This is a genomic window from Streptomyces sp. NPDC054783, assembly GCF_053611725.1.
Window position 1 is genome coordinate 150,044 of sequence record NZ_JBSHAY010000014.1, and the last position, 18,249, is coordinate 168,292.

Genomic DNA, 18,249 nt, shown 5'->3' on the forward strand with positions numbered 1-18,249 from the left:
CTCAGTGCTTCACCTCCTCGACGGCGCCGGCGTGGCCGGTCACCGTGGCCGGGAAGTCGATCAGGCCGGGGAAGAGGACGGGGACGTGCAGCTTGACGTCGGCCGTCACATAGCCGCTCCCGCCACAGGACACTTCCGCGCTCCCCCTCCACGCCGCCGACAGGTGCTTGAGTCCCGCCGTCGAGCAGGCCGCATCCCTCGCGCCACCGGGCGCCGCAGCCGTCCCCGCCCGCACCGCCTCATCCGCAGCATTCCCGGCGAGCGTGAAGGTGTACCCCACGAGCACGGCCTGCCACACGAGCACCAGCGTCAGAACGATCAGCGGCGTCATCCCGAGGAACTCGATGCTCACCTGTCCCCGGTCCCCACCCGGCCTTCTCATGGAGCACTCACTCCTTCCGCCGCCGGAATCCGCCCGGGCCACGCCCGCTCCCCCGATGGCCCGCAGCCCCGTCGGCCGCCCTCACCAGTCCCAACTCCCCCGCGAGCGCCCACAACGCCTGTTTCACGGAACTCCTGCTGTCGAGCTCGTGCACCCGGCCGGCGTCCACAGTCGCCTGCAGTTCCTTGAAGTTGGCGGGTACGGCCGTGCGCGCCAGTGCCGTGCCCGTGATGCGCTGCACCAGCGCCGGCTGGATCTCCGTACTGCGCGTGTACCGGTTGACGACCACCGTCGTCTCCTCGGCCTTGCGGATCTGCAGCCGGTCCCACATCCGTACGGTCCGTTTGGCGGCGCGGACGGCGATGACGTCCGGGGTGGTGACCAGGAGCGCGATGTCGGCCATCTCCACCACGGCGGCGCCCGCACCGCTCAGCTGGGCGCCGCAGTCGACGACGACCACCTCGTAGCGGGAGCGCAGGGCGCTGACGGTCTGGCGGGCGGCGCGGTCGGTGACCTCCTCACCGCGTTCGCCCTCGCCGGGCGCGAGGAGCAGGGCGAGCCCGGTGTCGTGGCGGAAGACGGCGTCGGCGAGGACACGGGGCGAGATGTCGGTGATGGCGGCGAGGTCGGCGACGGACCGCCGGAATTGGATGTCCAGGTAGGAGGCGATGTCACCGGCCTGGAGGTCGAGGTCGACCAGCGCCGTCGGCCGGCCGGAGGCCTGTGCGGCGAGGGCCAGCTGGATCGCAGCCAAGGTGGCGCCCACGCCTCCCTTGGCACCGCTGACGGTGACGACGGTACCGCCGACCCCGCCGAGCACGTCGGAGGCGCCGTGGCCGAGATGACGCCGTACCCCCGTCGACCACTGGGCGACCGCCTGGACCCGGCTGGCGAGTTCCTCGTACGACAGCGGGAGCGCGACCAGGCCGCGGGCGCCGCAGTCCATGGCGGCGGAGAACAGGCCGGGGCCGGCGTCGGTGGAGACGAGGATGACGCCGACGGCGGGGAAGCGGAGCGCGACCTCGCGGATCAGCTCCAGGGCCGGGACCGGGCCGATCCGCTCGTGGACGACCACGACCTCGGGCAGTTCGTCCACGGACTCGGCGGCGAGCCGGGCGAGGGTGTCGACCAGCTGGGTGGAGTCGCCGACCGGTGGCTGCGGTTCGGCGTCGGGGAGCTGGCTGAGCAGGGTGGTGAGGGAGCGTACGGCGTCCGGGTCGGCTCCCGCCGGGAGGATCCTGGTAGGCATGCGGGCCGCCTCTCACTTGTCCGTCGCGAGTTCGTAGGTGCGGTCCTTGTCCGGGACGCTGGTCTCGCTGCCGGGGGCCACCAGGGCGAGCCGGACGCGCTGCGCGAAGGACTCGGCGTAGGTGATGCGCTGGGCGTCGAGGCTGGACAGCGCGAAGGTGATGGGTACGGCCTCGCTGGGCTGCTGCTGGTTCTTGCTCTGGTCCGGGTCCAGGGCGGTGATCTGGCCGACGTCGAGGACCCGTGCGTCGGTGACGATGATCTTCGACTGGTCCGGGTCGCCTTCCTTCTTTCCGGCGAAGGTGGCGTACACGTTGACGTGCGAACCCGGGGTGATCTTCCCCGCCACGCCGGTCGCCGCGTCGATCATGATGGCGACCTCCTGCTGTCCGGGCTGGAGGGCGGGCTGGTCGACGATCATGTCGGTCTGGAGCAGGGAGCCCTTGCGCAGGGTGGTGACCGCGATCTTGCCCTGGATCTGCCGCAGATCCGTGACCGCGTTGTCCGACAGCCACCGTTTGGGCATCTCGGTCTTCTCGAACTGGCCGGCGTCCAGGGTGGTGTACGGCTTCACGTCGGAGCGCACCCGATAGGCGGTGACCTCGGGCCCGACCTTGGAATTGACGTTGTGGACGACGGAGAGCACGCCGGCGAACGCGCCCAGAGCGCACAGGACCGACAGGATCAGGAGTATCACGCCGCGGCGCTGACGGGAGTTCATGAACCGTGCAACCTCATTGGGGGAATCGGTCGAGCGGGCTGGGGGCGTGCTGGTCGGGTCAGGCGGGCGTGCGCTGTTCCAGGGCGCGGGGCGCGGCGGGTTCGTGGGCGGGCGGGGTGGCGGAGCAGAAGACACAGCGGTCGCCGATGACGTCCAGCCCGCACCAGTGACAGGCGGTCTGCCGTACCGACGTGACGAGTTGGTAGAGAACGGACAGATCGGCGAGGTAGCTGCAGAACTCGGTCATGCGGCCCGTGCCCCACCACACCGGGGACTCGGCGGGCAGCGGGACCTCGCGCAGCCCGTGCACGCTCCACTGCCCGGCGAGCCCGGAGACCCAGTCACCCTGCGTCTGCTGCCCTTTGGCGACGAGCATCCAGGTGTTGAACTCGGGCCCTTTGAGCGTGACGCCGGGACCTGTGCGCACGAGCTGCGGTTCGGGATGCGCGAGTACGGCGAACTGGCTGCCGGGCACCCAGGACTTGGCGTGCGCCTTGAGGCCGACCGGTACGCGGTCCAGCCTGGCGACCGAGCCGAGCACGGCACCGGCGTGGATGTAGTGGGTGAGCAGCCGCCCGGCGGAGGCGAGGACGCCCGGGCTGAGGTCGCAGGAGGCGAGTTGCCGCAGCTGCCGGGCGAGCACGGCGATGCCGAGGGGCGGAAGTTCGGGCCGGAAGAGGGCGATACGGTCGCTCTCCAGCAGCGAGCGCAGGGTGTGCAGCCGCCGTACGACCGTCTTCGGCGTGGCGGTCGAGCAGACGACGATCAGATACCCGTACTGCTCGGTCAGGGTGTGGAGTTCGGTGAGCGCGTGCTCCAGGGGCCGCTGGTCGAGGCCGCCCAGCACGACGGCCGGCATGGTCCGTTCGTCCTGCGCCGGCAGTGCCATGTCGGCACTGGTCACGGCAATGGCAGTTGGCACGCGCAACTCCCCGCTCTTCACACCCGCCGGCCCACGGAGGTAACTCCCGTGCGCCAGGACGACTTCACTGCGTGACTACGTGAGCACTGTATCCACGGCCGTATGACCGGAGAACAGCGTTTGTGAAGCCCGCATGGAACTGTCTGGTCACAACTCACGCCAAATACGGACAGGTTGAGCGGCGAACCGGAAACGCTTTTGGTCTGGACCTCTTGACACCCAGATTGGTCTGGACCAACTTGTATGCCCAACGGTGGCCACCGCATCTCCCCCTCCCCTCTCCCCTCCCCGCCAAGGCTCCCTCTCCGAACTCCACTTCCCCACCGGAGGCCCCAGTGGACCATGCACCAGGCATACCCAGACCCCGTGGACGGCGAATCACCCTGTGGTCCGCCGCCACGGCCCTGGCCCTCTCCGTCGCAGGGCTCGCCGCAACCCCGGCCTCCGCGGCGGACGTCAACAACGTCACGAACGCCGGCTTCGAGTCGGGGCTGTCCGACTGGACGTGCACGGCCGGCAGCGGCACGACGGTCTCCTCCCCGGTGCACTCCGGTTCCTCCGCGCTGAAGGCGACCCCGGCCGGCCAGGACGACGCCCAGTGCACCCAGACGGTCGCGGTCAAACCCAACTCGACGTACACGCTGAGCGCGTGGGTGCAGGGCGGCTACTCCTACCTGGGCGTGACGGGCACGGGCACGACGGACGTGTCCACGTGGACGCCGGACACGACGACCTGGAAGCAGCTGTCGACGACCTTCACCACAGGCGCGTCGACGACATCGGTCACGGCCTACACCCACGGCTGGTACGGCCAGGCGGCCTACTACGCCGACGACGTCTCGGTCTACGGCCCCGACGGCGGCGGAGGCGGCGACCCGGCCCCGACGATCCCGGCGGCTCCCACCGGTGTGACGGTCTCCGGTACGACGTCCTCCTCCGTCTCGCTGTCCTGGTCCCCGGTCTCGGGCGCGACGGGCTACAACGTCTACCGCGACGGCACCAAGGTGACGGCGGTGACAAACACCTCGGCGACGGTGACGGGCCTGACGGCCTCGACCGCGTACTCCTTCCAGGTGACGGCGACGAACGCGGCGGGCGAGTCGGCGAGGTCGGCGACGGCGTCCGCCACGACGGGCTCCGGCGGCAGCAGCGGCGGCGGCGGGGGCGCGCTGCCCGAGCACGCGGTGACCGGCTACTGGCAGAACTTCAACAACGGCGCGACGGTCCAGAAGCTGTCGGACGTCCCGTCGTCGTACGACATCATCGCGGTGGCCTTCGCGGACGCCACGTCGACGCCGGGCGCGGTCACCTTCAACCTGGACTCCTCCGGCCTGGGCGGCTACACCGTCGACCAGTTCAAGGCGGACATCAAGGCCAAGCAGGCGGCCGGCAAGAAGGTGATCGTCTCGATCGGCGGCCAGAACGGCACGGTGTCGGTGAGCGACTCGACGTCGGCGACCAACTTCGCGAACTCGGTCTACTCCCTCATGCAGACGTACGGCTTCGACGGCGTGGACATCGACCTGGAGAACGGCCTCAACGCGACGTACATGACGCAGGCGCTGCGCGCCCTGTCCGCGAAGGCGGGCTCGTCCCTGATCATCACGATGGCCCCGCAGACGATCGACATGCAGTCGACGTCGAACGGGTACTTCCAGACGGCGCTGAACGTGAAGGACATCCTCACGGTCGTCAACATGCAGTACTACAACAGCGGTTCCATGCTGGGCTGCGACGGCAAGGTCTACAGCCAGGGTTCCGTGGACTTCCTGACGGCCCTGGCCTGCATCCAGCTCCAGGGCGGCCTCGCCCCGTCCCAGGTGGGCCTCGGCCTCCCGGCGTCGACCAGCGCGGCGGGCAGCGGCTACGTATCACCCACAGTGGTGAACAACGCCCTGGACTGCCTGACGGCCGGCACGAACTGCGGCACCTTCAAGCCGTCCACGACCTATCCGGACCTGCGGGGCGCGATGACCTGGTCGACGAACTGGGACGCGTCGGCGGGGAACGCCTGGTCGAACGCGGTGGGGGCGCATGTGCACGCGCTGCCGTGACATGAGATCCATCCGGTGATGTGACGATGCCCGGGCCCTGGGAGGGGCCCGGGCATCGCCGCATGTTGTTGAAGCAGGGAACGAACAGGCGTCCGGGACGGCTCGGCGCGGCGATCATGGACGGGTCTCCGTCCCCCGGCCCCTCGTCCGACTCCCGCACACAGAAGCAGCGATGTGCCGCGCTGTCTCACCGGACCCCGGTGGTTCGCGTGACTTCGTTCACCGGCTTGACGCTCCGAAGGGGACTACTCGGCGTCCTCGAAGTACGCGTCCAGCACCGCGTCCAACTGCTCGTCCCACTCCTTGAAGCGGGACTTCGTCGTCGCCTCGATCTCGATCGGGAACCAGCGGCGGTCCGGCGTGTGCACGGTGATCGTGTAGCGCTTGCCGAAGCGGGGGGACTCCGTCTCGACCGCCGCGATCTCGTCCCAGCGGAACTCGCAGGCCTCCTCGTCCAAGCGGAGGCGGACGCCCTTGCGGTCGGCCACGATCTTCGCCCGGCGGTCGGAGGCCTCGAAGACCGGGCCGCCGTCCGGGCCTTCGCCGTCCGCGGACTCCGTGGCTTCCTCGGACGTCCCGGCCGCCCCGGTCGCCTCTGCCTTCTCGGGCGCCTTCGAGTCCTCCGGCTCTGCGGATTCCGCCGGCTCCGCCGACGCCACCGCGTCCTCCGGCTCCGGCTCGCCGGATCCGGCCTGTGCCGGAACCGTGATTCCGGGGATGAACGCCGGGTCGAAACCGGCGCCCGTCAGGGGCTCGGCCTTCAACGGCTCGGCCTCGGACGGCTTGCTGCTCGCTCCTATGCGCTGCTCCACGGCGGCAGTATGGACGACTTCCCTGTGCCGGAACCAGTCAGCCCGCTCATCCCCGGTTTCACTCACGTCACGTTCACACGAACACGCTCACCACCGCCGCCACCGCGAACCCCGCCACCGACAGCACCGACTCCAGGACCGTCCAGGTCCGCAGCGTGTCCCGTTCACTGATGCCGAAGTACTTGGCCACCATCCAGAAACCGCCGTCGTTGACGTGCGAGGCGAAGATGGAGCCGGCCGAGATGGCCATGATGACCAGGGCCACGAAGGGCTGCGGGTGGTGGCCCTCCGAGAGCAGGGGCGCCACGATGCCCGCCGTCGTCACGATCGCCACCGTCGCCGAGCCCTGGGCCACCCGCAGGACCAGCGAGATCAGGTACGACAGGACGATCACCGGCAGGCCCACGCCGTGGAAGGTGTCCGAAAGGGCCTGGGCCACCCCGCTCGCCTTCAGTACGGCGCCGAAGACTCCGCCCGCGCCCACCACCAGCAGGATGTTGCCGACCGGCTTGAGCGAGGAAGTGGACACCGTCTCGAGGGACTTGCGGGACCAGCCGCGGCGCAGGCCCAGCAGGTAGTAGGCCATCAGCAGGGCGATGGTCAGGGCCACGAACGGGTGGCCGAGGAACTCCAGGACCGAGCGGGCGGGGGACGGGTCCAGGGCGATCGAGGAGAAGGTGGCCGCGAGGATCAGGATGAGCGGTGTGCCGATGATGGCCAGGACCGTGGCGAGCGGGACCGGACGCTCCTGGGGTTCCACTCCCTGGGCGCGCTGTTCGGCCGCGACCGCCTGCTTGGCCTCCTCCGCCGCCTCGACCATGTCCTGCGGTACGGCGACGAAGATCCGCTGTCCGATCCAGGCGGAGTACGCCCAGGCGGCCAGGACGGCCGGGATGCCGCAGACGATGCCCATGAGGATGATCCAGCCGAGCTGGACGTGGAGGAGGCCCGCGGCGGCGACCGGGCCGGGGTGCGGGGGCAGGAAGGCGTGGGTCATGGAGAGGCCGGCCAGCAGGGGCAGGCAGTAGAGGAGGATCGACTTGCCGCCGCGTTTGGCCGCCGCGTAGACGAGCGGGGCCAGGACGAAGATGCCCACGTCGAAGAAGACCGGGATGCCGAAGATCAGGCCCGTCAGGCCCATCGCGAGCGGGGCGCGCTTTTCGCCGAACAGGCCGAGCAGGCGGGCCGCCAGTACCTCCGCGCCGCCGCTGACCTCCAGGATCGCGCCGAGCATCGTACCGAGGCCGATGATGATCGCGACGTGGCCGAGGATGCCGCCCATGCCGGACTCGATGGTGGAGACGGCGTCGGAACGCTGGACCGTGCCGAAGAGCTCGGTGACCGACAGGCCGGCCAGCAGGCCCACGGCTATGGAGACGGCCAGGAGGGCCACGAAGGGCTGCAGCCGGACCTTGATGATCAGGAACAGCAGGAGGGCTATGCCCAGGGCTGCGACCGTGAGGAGGCCGGGGGTGCCGTTCAGGAGGAGGAGCAGGCCTCCGGTGTGGGGTGGGGTGGCGGGCGCGGCAGCGGCCACGGAAATGACAGAAGTGAGGGGCATACGGGGGTCCTCTGCGTAAGTTCATCGTGCTTTCGGGCAGGGGGGGATCGCGGCACGGCGGCCCGGGGGTGGGGGCCGCCGTGCCGTGGAGGGACGTGCGGATGGTGAGGGGTCGTCAGGTGCTCAGCCGAGTACGGCGAGCGCGTCGATCTCGATGAGGAGGCCGGCCGGGAGACCGACGTAGACCGTGGTCCGGGCGGCGGGCGGCTGGGCGAGGCCCTGCGCCTCGAAGTAGGCGTCGTAGATCTCGTTCATCTCGGCGAAGTGGTCCACGTCGGTGAGGTAGACACGGATCATCATCACGTCGTCCCAGTTCGCGCCGCCCTCCTCGAGGATCGCCCTGACGTTGGCGAGGGTCTGGAGGGTCTGATCGCGCAGGGTGGGACCGGCCGGTGTCGGCGGCTTGCCCTCCTCGGCGGGCAGGAAGCCGACCTGGCCGGCGACCTGGAGGATGTTGCCCTTCTTCACGCCGTGGGAGAACTTGGCGGGCGGAGTGGTGTGGGTCTTCGGGGTGAGCGCGGTCTTCTCGGTCATGCACGGTCCTTGTCTGTCATTCGGGGTCACCGACCGGCGTTCTTCCGGAGTACTCGCCGCTGATCGCGTCCGCGGTACGGCGGACCTGCGGGAGCAGGGTGAGGAGTTCCTCGGCGGTGACGACCACGTTCGGCGCGGACACCGACATCGCGGCGACCACGCGGCCGTCGGCGCCGCGGATGGGGGCGGCGACGCAGTTGATGGACTCCTCGTGGCCACCGAGGTCGGTGGCCCAGCCCTGTTCGCGGACCTTCTCCAACTCCCGCAGGAAGGCGAGGGCGTTGGGGATGGAGCGGGCCGTGTACAGGGGGTATTCGAGCTTGTCCGCGAGGGTGCGGCGTTCGGGTTCGGGCAGGTCGGCGAGGAGGAGTTTGGCCACGGCCGCGACCGTGATGGCGACGGGCTTGCCGATCCGCGAGTACATGCGGACCGGGTAGCGGCTGTCCACCTTGTCGATGTAGAGGACCTCACCCTCCTCGTACACGGCGAGGTGCACGGTGTGCCCGCAGGCCTCGTTCAGCCGTACGAGGTGGGGGTGGGCGATCTCGCGGATGTCGAGGTTCTCCATCGCCTCCTGGGCGAGGGCGAAGAGGCGGGCGCCGAGGCGGTAGCGCTGGTCGGACTGGCGGTAGACGAGGCCGTGCTCGTGCAGGGTGCGCAGGAGGCGGAGTGCGGTGGACTTGTGCACGCCCAGGCGGTCGGCGACCTGACCGAGGTCGGCGGGCCCCTCGGCGAGGAGCGGCAGGATGCTCAGGGCGCGGTCTACGGTCTGGCTCATGGGGTGTTCGCCTCCTGTGTGGCCCGCGCGGCCTGCGTCCAGCCGGGGGCGAGTCGAAGTCTCCCCCATGCGGTGTCGTCCAGGGCGGTCAGGCGGTCGGCGTGGTCCCGGGCGGGGGGTGTGGCCAGGTCGCCGGGGGTGGTGAGGGCGGCGGCGGCGAAGAGGTGGCCGAGCCGTAGGCGGTCCCGCGGGGGCAGCCGGCGGAGGGTGCCGGAGAGGAATCCGGCGGCGAAGGCGTCTCCGGCGCCGACATGAGCGACGACGTCGACGTTCGGGGCCCGGACGGACGTGGCGGTGCCGTCGGCGTCCTCCATGCCGTCGGTGTTCCGGTCGAAGGCGGTCGCTGCGCCCTTGCCCTGCTTGACGACGACGATCGCCGGTTCGGGCAGTGCTGCCACGATGGATCGTCCGCCGTGCAGCCCCCAGGCGGCACGTGCCTCGTCGTCCCCGACGAACACGATGTCCGAGCGCCGCGCCAACTCCAGCAGTACGCCGGGTCCGTCAGGGGTGTCGCGCCACAGCGCGGGCCGGTAGTTGACGTCGAAGGAGACCAGCGGCCGGCCGGGACGGGGGGCCGTCAGCTCGTGCATCAGTTCACGGCACTCGCCGGAAAGGGCGGCCGTGATGCCGGACAGGTGCAGGACGCGCCCCGCCAGCGCCGCCGCCAGGTCCACGTTGCCCACGTCCATGGCGGAGGCTGCGGAGCCGGTCCGGTAGTACGCCACCTCGTGGGTGTCGGTCGCGCGGTCGGCCGCGGTGCGGAAGTAGATGCCCGTGGGCCGGGTCGCGTCGGTGCGCACGGCGCTCGTGTCGACCCCGTACCCGGCGATCCCCTCCACCAGGTGCTGCCCGAACCCGTCCGCTCCCACCCGGCTCACCCACCGCGCCGTGTGCCCGGCGGCGGCCAGCACGCAGGCCACGTTGGACTCGGCGCCGCCGATCGCGCGGTCGAAGGAGGGTACGTCCGCGAGGCGGCCCGGCCGGCTGGGCAGGAAGGTGACCATGGACTCGCCGAGCGCGACCACGTCCACAACCTCCATGACCGCACCCTTCACGGCGTAAGCAGCGTCGTTGATGATGACTCCTGTTCGATGCCCGGGTCTCGGTTCTGTTGACCCGATGTCGGCGAGATGCTAGACACCATTCAGCAATCCATGCAATGACCGTTGCAGAGAGTGCAACGACAGGAGAGGGGCTCCATGAGCAGCGAAGGGCTCGCCCGGCTGGCCGAGGAACGCGTCGACCACCGCTTCAAGGGCCTCCCGCCGGACGCGGACGGCCTCACCGTCGGCGAGCTGGCCGCCCAGCGCCGCAACCTCTTCGCCGAGGCCGACGGCTTCACCACGCCCGTCCTCGCCCTGTCCGCCGAGCGCCTGGAACACAACCTCGCGCTCATGGAGACGTACACCGCCCGGCACGGCCTCGCCTTCGCCCCGCACGGCAAGACCTCCATGGCCCCGCAGCTCTTCCACCGCCAGATCGAGCACGGTGCCTGGGGCATCACGCTGGCGGTGCCCCACCAGGTGCGCGTCGCCCGGGCGTTCGGCATCCAGCGGGTCTTCCTCGCCAACGAGCTGGTCGACGCCTCGGCACTGCGCTGGATCGCGGGCGAGCTCGCCGCCGATCCCGGGTTCCGGTTCATCTGTTACGTCGACTCCGTGCGCGCTGCCGAGCTGATGGACGCCGCGCTCAAGGGCTCCGCCCGGCCCGTGGACGTGGTGGTCGAGCTGGGCGCGGGCGACGGCGCGCGGACCGGCGTACGGACGGAGGCCGAGGCCCGGGCCGTCGCCGATGCCGTGGCCCGTGCGCGGACGCTGCGGCTCGTGGGCGTCGCCGGTTACGAGGGCGAGGTGCCGCGGGCCGACCCGGAGCGGGTGCGGGCGTATCTGCGGCGGCTGGTGGTGCTCGCCGCCGACCTCGATGGGGCCGGACTCCTCAAGGACGCGCAGGAGATCGTGGTGAGCGCGGGCGGCAGCGCCTGGTTCGACGCGGTGGCCGAGGTGTTCGAGGAGATCCCGGAGCTCTCGCTGCCCGCGCTGAAGCTGCTGCGCTCGGGGGCGTACGTCTCGCACGACGACGGGCACTACCGCAGGCTCACCCCCTTCACCCGGGTCCCGGAGGAGGGCGCCCTGGAGCCCGCCTTCCGGCTGTGGGCGCAGGTCGTGTCCCGGCCGACCCCGGAGCAGGCCTTCGTCAACGCGGGCAAGCGCGACGCGGCCTACGACCTGGACCTGCCCACCGCCCAGGTGGTACGCCGGAACGGTGTCGAGCGCCCCGCCGACGGGATCACGGTGACCGGGCTGTCCGACCAGCACGCCTGGCTGCGCACGGAACCGGGCGCGGACATCGAGGTCGGCGACTGGATCGCCCTCGGGCTGTCCCACCCGTGCACGTCGTTCGACAAGTGGCAGCTGATCCCGGTGGCCGAGGCCGACGGGACGGTCGTGGACTACGTCCGCACGTTCTTCTAGACATCAGGAGGACCGACATGGAGGACCTGGTCATCCGGGACGCCGACGTCGTCGACGGCAGCGGCGGACCGTCGTACCGGGCCGATGTGGTGGTCGACGGCGGGCGGATCGCCGGCATCGTCAAGGAGGCCGCCGCGGCCGGCTGTCAGCGCCCGCGCGCCATGCGGGAGCTGGACGCGGAGGGCCTGGTCCTCTCCCCCGGCTTCATCGACATGCACGCCCACTCCGACCTCGCCCTGCTGCGCGACCCCGACCACAGCGCGAAGGCCGCACAGGGGGTCACGCTGGAGGTCCTCGGGCAGGACGGGCTGTCGTACGCGCCGGTGGACGACCGCACGCTTCAGGAGGTGCGGCGGGCGATCACCGGGTGGAACGGGTACGGCGACGACATCGACTTCGACTGGCGGTCGGTCGGCGAGTACCTGGACCGGCTCGACCGGGGCATCGCCGTCAACGCGGCCTACCTCATCCCCCAGGGCACCATCCGCGCCCTCGCCGTCGGCTGGGAGGACCGCGCGGCGACCCCGCAAGAGCTGGACCGGATGCGGCGGTTGGTCGCGGAGGGGCTGGAGCAGGGCGCGGTCGGACTGTCCTCCGGGCTGACCTACACGCCCGGCATGTACGCCCCCGACGCCGAACTGACCGAGCTGTGCCGGGTGGTGGCGTCGTACGGCGGCTACTACTGCCCGCACCACCGCTCCTACGGCGCCGGCGCGCTGGAGGCGTACGCCGAGATGGTCGCCCTGACGCGGGAGGCCGGGTGTCCGCTGCATCTGGCCCACGCCACCATGAACTTCGGCGTGAACGAGGGACGGGCGCCGGAACTGCTGGCCCTGCTGGACGAGGCCCTGGAGGGCGGCGCCGACATCACCCTCGACACCTATCCCTACACGCCCGGCTGCACCACCCTGGCCGCGCTGCTGCCGAGCTGGGCGAGCGAGGGCGGCCCGGAGGAGGTCCTGGCGCGGCTCACCGACCCGGCGACGGCCGCGCGGATCCGGCACGACCTGGAGGTCACCGGCTCGGACGGCTGTCACGGCGTGCCGGTGGAGTGGGAGACGATCGAGATCTCCGGCGTCACCGACCCGGCGCTCGGTGACCTGGTGGGCCGTACGGTCCGGGCGGCGGCCGCCCTGCGCGGCGAGGCTCCCTGGGACACCGCCCGCCGGCTGCTGGTCGGGGACCGGCTCGGTACGACGGTCCTGCAGCACGTCGGCCACGAGGACAACGTCCGCACCATCATGCGGCACCGCACCCACACCGGCGGCTCGGACGGCATCCTGCGCGGCGACAAGCCGCATCCGCGCGCCTACGGCACCTTCCCGCGCTATCTCGGCCACTACGCGAGGGAGTTGGGGATCCTCTCCCTGGAGGAGTGCGTCGCCCACCTCACCTCCCGGCCCGCGGCCCGGCTGCGGCTGCCGGACCGGGGGCTGGTGCGCGAGGGGTACCGTGCCGACCTGGTGCTGTTCGACCCGGAGACGGTGGCGTCCGGTGCGACCTTCGCCGAGCCCCGCACGCTTCCCACGGGGATCCCGCACGTCCTGGTCGACGGCCGGTTCGTCATCGAGGACGGGAAGCGTACGGATGTGCTCGCGGGCCGGTCCGTCCGCCGCACGGACGTCCGCTAGGGCTTCGGCAGGATGCAGCCGGCGGCGCTCAGGTCCAGCTTGTTGCCCGTGGTGAAGCAGGCGGGGATCTGGTAGGTCTCCTCTGCGTAGTTGATGCCCTGGTGGATGGTGACGTTGCCGTTCTCGTCCACCTCGCACGGGTTGTCCACCGTGCAGGTCTCGCCGTCCTCGTTGCCCGTGTTGTTGACGGCGACGACCTTGCCGGTGCTGGTGTCGATCACCGGGGAGCCGGAGGTGCCCCCGATGGTGTTGCAGGCGGAGGTGTAGCGGACCGAGTCCTTCCAGGTCCAGTCGCCCTCCTTCAGCCGGTACACGAACCCGTCGATGCTGCAGCTGTAGGTCCGCTTCCAGTAGCCGGAGACGACCTTGATGGCGGTGCCGGCGGTGGGATGGGTGTCGTTCACGGTGAGCGGGCTGATCCCGTACGCGCTCTTGATCTGCGCGTAGGTGGTGGTCAGCCGGTAGATCGTGACGTCCGTGTCCGTCATGGTCGAGTAGACGACCTGGTTGGCACGGAGGGTGGCGACCCTGCTGCCGGAGGCGTTCAGCAGGCCGAAGCTGCGGCTGGAGGACTGGCCGGTGATGACCTGGCCGGGGTCCGGGAAGCCGGTCTCCAGGCAGTGGCCGTTGGTGAGGACGAGCGCCGGGTCGCTGTCGGCGGAGTTGGGGAAGCGGATGACGGAGCCGGAGCAGTTGCTGAGCGCGACCGTGCCGGCGAAGTTGACGGTCACCGCGGGCTTGACGGTGGTGTGCGGCGCGGCGACCGCAGGGGTGGCGCCCAGCCCGGCCAGGGCCAGGGAGGAGAGCGCGGCAAGGAGAGGCTTGTTCATGTGGGGGTCCCCTCTGACGACTTGGGCGACCGGAGTTCTCCGGCCGCCCTTTCGTTTGTCATGCACATAGTCAGTGCACGAGGGGTGCGGGAACAAGAAGCCGGCTCAGGTCATAGGGGTTTCCCTCTGCGGAGGGACCGCCTTCGGCTTCGTGACGACGGCGCCGAACAGCGCCGGGCCCGCGGGACACCCGAACCGCCGGGCACACCGAAGGCCTCCGTGTCGGCCCCGGCCAAGACACCTCCACCCGTCAGCGCGGGCGCTTGTTGTTGCCGTGACCGCGACCACGGCCACCGGGGGTGGAGGCGGACGCGTCGGCCGTGGTCGCGGCGGGCGCGGAAGCACCGGACGTCGCGGTGGCCGAGGTGGTCGGGCCGGTGCTCGCCCTCCCCTGGGACTCGCCTGCGGCCGGGGAGGCGGACGAGCGGGACGCCGAGGCCGAGCGGTCACCGGCCGTCGGAGTGGCCCCGGCCGAGGAGCCGGCGTCCGCAGAGGGGCTCGCGGTGGCGGAGTCGCCGACGACGGCGTGTTTGCCGCCTGCCGGTCCGTCCGGGGCGGGGGAATCCGAGCCGCCCGCCATCGCGGCGATCACCGCGACCGCGCCGGCCACTCCCAGCACCCCGGCGACGGCCACGACCCGGCGGCGGCCACCCGTGCGCCGCTCGGCGCGCCGCCGCGCGGCCCGCCCCTCGCCCGGCCGTGACCGGCCGGCCGGCTCGGTCACCGTGGCCGGCTCGGTCACCGTGGCGGGCTCGGTCGGCTCGGTCGGCACAGTCGGCTGGGCCAGTGAGGGCAGCTCGCGGGTCTCGTCGTAGGCGCTCGTCCAGCCGTGGGCGGCGGCCGGGTCGGCGTACTCGTCGTACGCCGGAGCGGAGACCGCCCGGGGGAGGTAGACGTTCGGCGAGGCCGACTGCGCGTGAGGGGTGTCCGGCAGGGCCCCCTGCCCCGGCTCGGTGCCGTAGACGTCCGGCGGCGCCTGGGACGCTTCACCCGGTCCGCGTCTGCCGTCCGTCCCCGTCTCTCCGTGCATCCCCGCCCCACTCGCCTCGCTGTGCACACAAGCCGCCTGCTCTGGCCCCCCGGCGACCCCGCCCTGCCGGCCCGACCCGGCGGAGCGGCACAGCATTCTAGGGACGCAAGTGGCTCCTGAGACAGCCATCGGCGATATGCGGACAAACCGCCGTGTCTCACGTGGCGGAAAACACGGCTCAAGACGGGTGGGTGGGCCGTAAGCTCACGGCATGCAGGTGATCCAGTCGACCAAGCTCGCCAACGTCTGTTACGAGATCCGGGGCCCGGTTCTCGAGGAGGCCATGCGGCTTGAGGCGGCGGGACACCGCATCCTCAAGCTCAACACCGGCAACCCCGCCGCCTTCGGCTTCGAGTGCCCGCCGGAGATCCTGGAGGACATCCTCCGCAACGTCTCGACGGCCCACGGCTACGGCGACGCCAAGGGTCTGCTGGCCGCCCGCCGCGCGGTCGTCATGCACAACCAGACCATCGGCATCGAGACGGACGTCGAGCACGTCTTCATCGGCAACGGCGTCTCCGAGCTGATCGTGATGGCGATGCAGGGGCTGCTCGACGACGGCGACGAGGTCCTCGTACCGGCCCCGGACTACCCGCTGTGGACGGCCGCCGTCTCCCTCTCCGGCGGCACGGCCGTGCACTACCGCTGCGACGAACAGTCCGACTGGATGCCCGACCTCGCCGACGTCGAGCGCAAGGTCACCGACCGTACCAAGGCCATCGTCATCATCAACCCCAACAACCCCACGGGCGCGGTGTACGACGAGGCGATGCTGAAGGGCCTGACCGACATCGCCCGCCGGCACAACCTGCCGGTCTGTTCCGACGAGATCTACGACAAGATCCTCTACGACGGCGCCACGCACACCCCGACCGCGAAGATCGCCCCGGACCTGCTCACCCTCACCTTCAACGGCATGTCGAAGGCGTACCGGGTGGCGGGCTACCGCGTGGGCTGGATGTCCGTCTCCGGCCCGCGCGCGCACGCCGACTCCTACATCGAGGGCCTGACGATCCTGGCGAACATGCGGCTGTGCGCCAACATGCCGGGGCAGCACGGGGTGGTCGCCGCGCTCAGCGGACGACAGTCGATCAACGACCTGGTACTGCCGGGCGGGCGACTGAAGGAGCAGGTGGACACCGCGTACGAACTGCTGACGCAGATCCCGGGCGTCAGCTGCGTCCGCCCCAGGGGCGCGCTGTATCTCTTCCCGCGCCTCGACCCCCATGTCTTCAAGATCAGGGACGACCGGCAGATGGTCCTGGACCTGCTGCGCCAGGAGAAGATCATGGTCGTCCAGGGCACGGGCTTCAACTGGCCCGAGCCGGACCACTTCCGGGTGGTGACCCTGCCGTCGGTCGGTGATCTCCGGGACGCGATCACCCGGATCGGGAACTTCCTGGACGGATACAGCCAGCCGTAGCCGACGGGGCAGCCGGCCGTGACCGACGGACTCCTTTCCGTGACAAGGCTCAACTTTAGACGAAATCCAAGCTAGGATGGCTTCCTGTCAGCGCACAGGAGGCCATCCCCCATGTACGAACCGATCCGCGCCAAGTCGGTCCACAGCACGAGGGCCGACACCGCCTCCGACTTCCCCCACCGGTCGCGCGAGGAGGAGCTGGACATCCAGCTCGCCGGCCACCTCGCCGCGCTGCTCGCCGTGACCGACGAACTGCGCGGGCTGACTCCGTCGGCCGGTCTGGAGACCGCTGCCGAGCGGCTCGCCGAGCAGGTGGCCCGGCTCCGGGGAGGGCGCGCCCCGCTGCGGGCGACACCGTCCGCGGCCGGCGATCCCGCACCACTGCACCGGCGTGCGCATGCCCTCGCCGGCCGAGCCCTCGTGGTCGCCGCCTCGCGTGCCGACACCGCGGCGGCCATCCTCGCGGCCGAGCGGATGGACGCGCACGCCGACGCGCTGTCGGAGCCGAAGGAACTGAGCACGACCGCCTGACCCCCGGGGTCCCACGATCGGCCCCGGTCCGCGCGCACCCACAGCGACGCGCGGACCGGGCGCCATACACTGCGTCGGCTCCAGCCGGCGCCCACGCGGCGGAGCCGCATTTCGACACGGCCCCGCGCCCCTCGGGGCGCGTTGCAGTGCCGGGTCCGGTCCGTCACCCGCTGTTCATCCCCGGCGCCCAGGAACTTGGGCTTCCGGGAGCACGCTCCCCGGGTGAGACGTATCGCAGGAATCGTCCTCGCCGTGCTGCTGATCGGTGGCGTGGTGGCCGCTGTCGTCGCGGGCCGGCACGGGGAGGACAAGGGCACGGCAACGAAGACCGTGCGTGGTGTGATCGGGTCGGAGAAGGCTGACTTCTTCGCGGATCCCGATGTGGTGAAGGCCCTGGCCGCCAAGGGCTACACCGTGAAGACCGAGGCCTCCGGGTCCTGGGCCATGGAAGGGCTGGACCTCAAGGGGTACGACTTCGCCTTTCCGGGGAGCCAGGCGCCGGCCGACGCGCTGGCCGCGAAGTTCCACGCGCAGGAGCCCCTGCCCCGGCCGTTCTACTCGCCGCTGGTCGTCGTGGCGCACCGGAGTGCCGCCGAGGTACTCGCGGCGAACGGGCTGGCCGTACTCGACGGCAAGAACCGCGGCACGCTCAGGATGGCCGCGTACCTGGACGCCGCCCGGCACGACCGGACCTGGCAGCAGCTCGAGGGGGCGAAGGCGCACGGGGAGTTGACCGGCACGCTCTACATCGCGAGCACCGATCCCGAGACCTCCAACTCCGGTGCGCTGTACCTCGCCGCCGCCTCCTACGTCGCCAACGGCGGCAAGGTGGTCGCGAGCCGGGCCGACGTCGACCGCACCGCGCCCCTGCTGCACAAGCTGGTCAGCGTCCAGGGCGCCCAGCAGTCCAGCAGCGACGCGGTGTACCGGGACTTCGTCAGCGGCGCCGGAAACCCGCTGGTGCTGGTGTACGAGGCGCAGGTCGCCTCCCTGCTCATCCAGCAGCACGGCACCGGGCCCGACGACCTCGTGGTCCTCTACCCCGACACCACCGTCAACAGCGACCACACCGTCGTACCGCTCGACGCGACCGGTCGTGCGCTGGGTGAACTGCTCAGCAGCGACCCGACGTTGCGCAAGCTCGCCGTCCGGCACGGATTCCGGCCGCAGGGCGACGCCGCCGAGTTCGTCGCGGCCACCGGCGGAAAGTCCGCATACCTGAACCAGACGCTCACCGGTGTCCGGCAGGCACCCGTGCCCACCTCCCAGGTGCTGCACGAGATGGCCCGCCGGGCGCGCGGATGACGGGGGGAAGCAACAA

17 protein-coding genes are annotated in these 18,249 nt (G+C 71.0%); 6 read left to right on the top strand and 11 right to left on the bottom strand.

Features of this window, described 5'->3' with window-relative positions; translation table 11 throughout:
- Nucleotide 1: 1 nt before the first annotated feature.
- Genes ACWGJ5_RS24640 through ACWGJ5_RS24655 form a run of 4 tightly spaced genes read right to left on the bottom strand, consistent with a single transcriptional unit; the run spans nucleotide 2 to nucleotide 3,294 of the window.
- Complete coding sequence (locus ACWGJ5_RS24640; RefSeq protein ID WP_228625857.1) at nucleotides 2–382, bottom strand: TadE family protein; 381 nt, start codon at nucleotides 380–382, stop codon at nucleotides 2–4.
- Nucleotides 383–389: 7 nt separating this feature from the next.
- On the bottom strand, nucleotides 390–1,631 hold the full coding sequence (locus ACWGJ5_RS24645; RefSeq protein WP_453311825.1) for a nucleotide-binding protein: 1,242 nt from the start codon (nucleotides 1,629–1,631) through the stop codon (nucleotides 390–392).
- Nucleotides 1,632–1,643: 12 nt separating this feature from the next.
- Nucleotides 1,644–2,351, bottom strand: a complete 708-nt coding sequence (gene cpaB, locus ACWGJ5_RS24650; protein ID WP_453311826.1) for a Flp pilus assembly protein CpaB — start codon at nucleotides 2,349–2,351, stop codon at nucleotides 1,644–1,646.
- Nucleotides 2,352–2,409: 58 nt separating this feature from the next.
- Nucleotides 2,410–3,294 carry a hypothetical protein gene (locus ACWGJ5_RS24655; protein ID WP_453311827.1) on the bottom strand — a complete coding sequence of 295 codons (885 nt, stop codon included), beginning with the start codon at nucleotides 3,292–3,294 and terminating at the stop codon, nucleotides 2,410–2,412.
- 314 nt (nucleotides 3,295–3,608) lie between these two features.
- On the opposite strand from ACWGJ5_RS24655, the gene ACWGJ5_RS24660 reads away from it, so the two are divergent.
- On the top strand, nucleotides 3,609–5,327 hold the full coding sequence (locus tag ACWGJ5_RS24660; RefSeq protein ID WP_453311828.1) for a chitinase: 1,719 nt from the start codon (nucleotides 3,609–3,611) through the stop codon (nucleotides 5,325–5,327).
- A gap of 245 nt (nucleotides 5,328–5,572) precedes the next feature.
- On the opposite strand, the gene ACWGJ5_RS24665 is transcribed toward ACWGJ5_RS24660, so the two are convergent.
- The 5 genes from ACWGJ5_RS24665 to ACWGJ5_RS24685 all read right to left on the bottom strand — a co-directional run bounded on the left by ACWGJ5_RS24665 (nucleotide 5,573) and on the right by ACWGJ5_RS24685 (nucleotide 10,052).
- Nucleotides 5,573–6,139, bottom strand: coding sequence for a hypothetical protein (locus ACWGJ5_RS24665; protein WP_453311829.1), 567 nt, complete (start codon nucleotides 6,137–6,139; stop codon nucleotides 5,573–5,575).
- A 73-nt stretch (nucleotides 6,140–6,212) separates the two neighbouring features.
- The gene (locus ACWGJ5_RS24670; protein WP_453311830.1) at nucleotides 6,213–7,700 is read right to left on the bottom strand and encodes a GntP family permease; all 1,488 of its coding nucleotides are present in this window, start codon (nucleotides 7,698–7,700) and stop codon (nucleotides 6,213–6,215) included.
- Nucleotides 7,701–7,823: 123 nt separating this feature from the next.
- Nucleotides 7,824–8,234: a RidA family protein gene (locus ACWGJ5_RS24675; RefSeq protein WP_453311831.1), complete on the bottom strand. Its 411-nt coding sequence runs from the start codon at nucleotides 8,232–8,234 to the stop codon at nucleotides 7,824–7,826.
- 16 nt (nucleotides 8,235–8,250) lie between these two features.
- Nucleotides 8,251–9,012 (bottom strand): IclR family transcriptional regulator, encoded by a 762-nt coding sequence (locus ACWGJ5_RS24680; protein WP_453311832.1) that lies wholly within the window; start codon nucleotides 9,010–9,012, stop codon nucleotides 8,251–8,253.
- Nucleotides 9,009–10,052, bottom strand: a complete 1,044-nt coding sequence (locus ACWGJ5_RS24685; RefSeq protein ID WP_453311833.1) for a sugar kinase — start codon at nucleotides 10,050–10,052, stop codon at nucleotides 9,009–9,011. The genes ACWGJ5_RS24680 and ACWGJ5_RS24685 overlap by 4 nt, the downstream gene beginning before the upstream one ends.
- Nucleotides 10,053–10,211: 159 nt before the next feature.
- On the opposite strand from ACWGJ5_RS24685, the gene ACWGJ5_RS24690 reads away from it, so the two are divergent.
- Nucleotides 10,212–11,483: an amino acid deaminase gene (locus ACWGJ5_RS24690; protein ID WP_453311834.1), complete on the top strand. Its 1,272-nt coding sequence runs from the start codon at nucleotides 10,212–10,214 to the stop codon at nucleotides 11,481–11,483.
- Nucleotides 11,484–11,500: 17 nt separating this feature from the next.
- The gene (locus ACWGJ5_RS24695) at nucleotides 11,501–13,114 is read left to right on the top strand and encodes an N-acyl-D-amino-acid deacylase family protein (RefSeq protein ID WP_453311835.1); all 1,614 of its coding nucleotides are present in this window, start codon (nucleotides 11,501–11,503) and stop codon (nucleotides 13,112–13,114) included.
- Here the strand turns inward: ACWGJ5_RS24695 and ACWGJ5_RS24700 are convergent.
- Both ACWGJ5_RS24700 and ACWGJ5_RS24705 read right to left on the bottom strand, forming a co-directional pair.
- Nucleotides 13,111–13,944, bottom strand: coding sequence for a trypsin-like serine peptidase (locus ACWGJ5_RS24700; RefSeq protein WP_453311836.1), 834 nt, complete (start codon nucleotides 13,942–13,944; stop codon nucleotides 13,111–13,113). The two genes, ACWGJ5_RS24695 and ACWGJ5_RS24700, sit on opposite strands and share 4 nt — an antisense overlap.
- 250 nt (nucleotides 13,945–14,194) lie before the next feature.
- Nucleotides 14,195–14,974 (bottom strand): hypothetical protein, encoded by a 780-nt coding sequence (locus ACWGJ5_RS24705; protein WP_453311837.1) that lies wholly within the window; start codon nucleotides 14,972–14,974, stop codon nucleotides 14,195–14,197.
- Nucleotides 14,975–15,185: 211 nt separating this feature from the next.
- On the opposite strand from ACWGJ5_RS24705, the gene ACWGJ5_RS24710 reads away from it, so the two are divergent.
- The 3 genes from ACWGJ5_RS24710 to ACWGJ5_RS24720 all read left to right on the top strand — a co-directional run bounded on the left by ACWGJ5_RS24710 (nucleotide 15,186) and on the right by ACWGJ5_RS24720 (nucleotide 18,233).
- Nucleotides 15,186–16,397: a pyridoxal phosphate-dependent aminotransferase gene (locus tag ACWGJ5_RS24710; protein ID WP_453311838.1), complete on the top strand. Its 1,212-nt coding sequence runs from the start codon at nucleotides 15,186–15,188 to the stop codon at nucleotides 16,395–16,397.
- Nucleotides 16,398–16,508: 111 nt separating this feature from the next.
- The gene (locus ACWGJ5_RS24715) at nucleotides 16,509–16,928 is read left to right on the top strand and encodes an SCO4983 family protein (RefSeq protein WP_453311839.1); all 420 of its coding nucleotides are present in this window, start codon (nucleotides 16,509–16,511) and stop codon (nucleotides 16,926–16,928) included.
- Between the two features lie 222 nt (nucleotides 16,929–17,150).
- Nucleotides 17,151–18,233: a hypothetical protein gene (locus ACWGJ5_RS24720; protein ID WP_453311840.1), complete on the top strand. Its 1,083-nt coding sequence runs from the start codon at nucleotides 17,151–17,153 to the stop codon at nucleotides 18,231–18,233.
- The last annotated feature ends 16 nt before the right edge of the window (nucleotides 18,234–18,249 follow it).